This window comes from Marisediminitalea sp., assembly GCF_984433645.1.
Genome location: NZ_CFIDRX010000288.1, coordinates 1 through 2566, shown reverse-complemented (window position 1 = coordinate 2566; position 2566 = coordinate 1). Strand labels below are relative to the sequence as shown.

At 49.8% G+C, this 2566-nt stretch carries 4 protein-coding genes; 2 read left to right on the top strand and 2 right to left on the bottom strand.

Features of this window, described 5'->3' with window-relative positions; genetic code table 11:
* A partial coding sequence (locus AC4MRN_RS20405; RefSeq protein ID WP_491204358.1) for a hypothetical protein occupies window positions 1-223 on the top strand: 223 nt, incomplete at its 5' end.
* A 123-nt stretch (window positions 224-346) separates the two neighbouring features.
* Here the strand turns inward: AC4MRN_RS20405 and AC4MRN_RS20400 are convergent.
* Window positions 347-1699, bottom strand: a complete 1353-nt coding sequence (locus AC4MRN_RS20400; protein WP_491204357.1) for a GntP family permease — start codon at window positions 1697-1699, stop codon at window positions 347-349.
* Window positions 1700-1821: 122 nt separating this feature from the next.
* Between AC4MRN_RS20400 and AC4MRN_RS20395 the strand changes: the two genes are divergently transcribed.
* Window positions 1822-2358: a gluconokinase gene (locus tag AC4MRN_RS20395; protein WP_155015011.1), complete on the top strand. Its 537-nt coding sequence runs from the start codon at window positions 1822-1824 to the stop codon at window positions 2356-2358.
* On the opposite strand, the gene AC4MRN_RS20390 is transcribed toward AC4MRN_RS20395, so the two are convergent.
* Window positions 2328-2566: substrate-binding domain-containing protein (locus AC4MRN_RS20390; protein ID WP_491204356.1), on the bottom strand; the 239-nt coding region annotated here is incomplete at its 5' end. The two genes, AC4MRN_RS20395 and AC4MRN_RS20390, sit on opposite strands and share 31 nt — an antisense overlap.

Here is a 2566-nt window from a genome sequence, read left to right as displayed (position 1 = left end):
AATGAACCCAAATATGTTTGTATTAGGTGGCCCGCTCACCAAATACCCTACGTTTATCCCAGCCATTATTGCGCTAACGCGGCCGCAACTGTTTACCCCAACGCTTATTGTTGCCAGTGAAGCGCCTAATTTCGCGCCGCTCAATGGTGTTGAGGCCGGAACCTACGACCTGGCGCTGGCAGAATTCGGTCTACCTGCACCAGACGACGTAGCGATTAAGTAATTCAAATACAGGCCATTGGCGTTTTCGGTTTAGCTGAAAGTAAAGCGCGGCCTGCCTCTCGCTTAAAAAGGGGCGACACTGCGCTCCCATTCAGATTTACTGCCGAACTAGCTATCAGTCCCACTAGAACAACCAACTCAATAATGCAGCCAGCATAAAGGCTATGCTACCTAGCAATGTTTCCATCACAGTCCAGGTTTTCAGGGTGGTTTTTTCGTCCATTTCAAGCAGTCGGGATACCAGCCAAAACCCGGAGTCGTTAACGTGAGACAACACGGTTGCACCGCCGGCTATAGCAATAACAATGCAGCACAAATCCATGGCCGACAGGCCGGTTTGCGCAGATACAACCGGCGCCAGTAAAGCCGCAGTGGTGGTCAAGGCTACCGTTGCTGAGCCTTGTGCCACTCGAATACAAGAAGACAACACAAATGCCGCAACGATAATGGGGAGCCCGGTATCGGCCAGCAGTTCGGCAAGGGCATTACCAATCCCAGATGCCCGAAGCACGCCGCCGAACATACCGCCAGCCCCGGTAATTAAAATCACTGCGCACAATGGCCCGAGCGCATCGTTACACAAAGACTCCAGTTGCGTACGCGTAAACTGCACGCGTAACAACCACAATGTTAGCAATAAGGTAATTAACAGCGCTACAGGCGTCTTACCCAATACCCGAATAGCCGACAGCGCGTCATTGGGCGTTAATACGCCTGACGTCAGCAAAGTATTGGCCACGGTATCCAGTGAAATCAGTAGAAAAGGCGTCAGTAGAATAACCAGCACCCGGCTAAAGGAAGGGGTTGTTTTGGTGGTGTTCGCCATTGACTGAGAGGTAAACCACGCCGGGACAGGCAGTCTAAATGTTGTACCCGCATATAAACCATACAAATAGCCGCCCAAGTACCAGGTAGGGAGCGCAACGAGCACCCCAACCAGCAGTAACAATCCCATATTTACGCCGAGCAAATCAGCAGCGGCCACAGGCCCTGGGTGCGGCGGTACAAACGCATGCATTACAGCAAACGCCCCGGCAGCGGGTAACACCAACGACAGTGTCGATATGGCTAGCTTTCGCGCGACAGTCAGCAATATCGGCATCATCACAATTAAACCGGCATCAAAGAAAATCGGGAAGCCAAACAGTAAAGATGCAACGCCCAACGCTAACGGCGCCCGTTGTTCACCGAATAAATCAACCAGACGTTTTGCCAGCACTTCAGCACCACCACTGGCATCCAGTAGTTTACCGATCATGCCACCCAACCCGACAAGCAATGCCACCGCAGCCAATGTCCCGCCAAACCCGGATAGCATAACAGGCACTATGTCGGCTGTATTTACACCGCTGAATACGGCTGTTATCAAACTCACCAATATTAATGCGATAAATGCATGCATGCGCACAACAATCACCAGAAACATCAATGTTAGTATCATTGCCAGCCCGGTAAACAGTAACATCCCCTGCTCCACGTAATTCTCCTCACCTACTTAAACTATTGCGCAAATTGTGATTTACATTCTGTGTAGCATGGCTACAATGTTACGCATAACATTAAGATAAACATTTTTTTAACAACAAACAAGTGGCAGGTATGACTTTATCCAATCAATCTGGGCTAAACCGCTGTATTGTCGTGATGGGCGTCAGTGGAAGTGGGAAAAGCAGTGTTGCAGAGCAGCTCGCCGAGCGGTGCAACGCGGTTTTCATAGATGGAGATGATCTACATCCTGCTCACAATATCGAAAAAATGGCCAAAGGCGAACCACTCACCGACGAAGACAGAGCCCCCTGGCTTCATGAAATATGCGCGCAGAGCAATAAATATCTGGCTTCGGGTGAAGATGTCGTTGTCGTATGTTCTGCATTGAAGTACAGCTATCGCCATGTCTTCCGTCAACACATTGCGAATCTGACTTTTGTATTTTTGCAGGGCGACTACACACTCATCGAAAAGCGAATGACCGCGCGTCAGGGCCACTTTATGAAGGCCGGTATGTTAAAAAGTCAGTTTGAAACCCTCGAACCTCCCGGCGAAATGGAAAACGATGTCATTTCTATCGACATTTCAGCACCGTTACCTGAGGTAGTGCAGCAGGCTTACCAACTGTTGCCGTTAGTAAGCGAGTAGCCTAAATCATACGTAGAGGTTGCACTGCGCTTGCCGTTTACTGCATCAATAAGCAGCTGTGCGCTTTTATTACCCATTTCTTCGCGCGGTGTCACAACACTGGTGAGTTTGGGTTTCATCGCCTGGCCAATATCCAACGCATTAAAACCGACGACGGCCATATCCGCCGGAATACGGATGCCCTTCTCCATACAATATTGCATTGCAC

Excerpts from the sequence above, each read along its gene's own strand:
- AC4MRN_RS20395 (WP_155015011.1), top strand. The coding sequence starts at position 1,822 with ATGACTTTATCCAATCAATCTGGGCTAAACCGCTGTATTGTCGTGATG.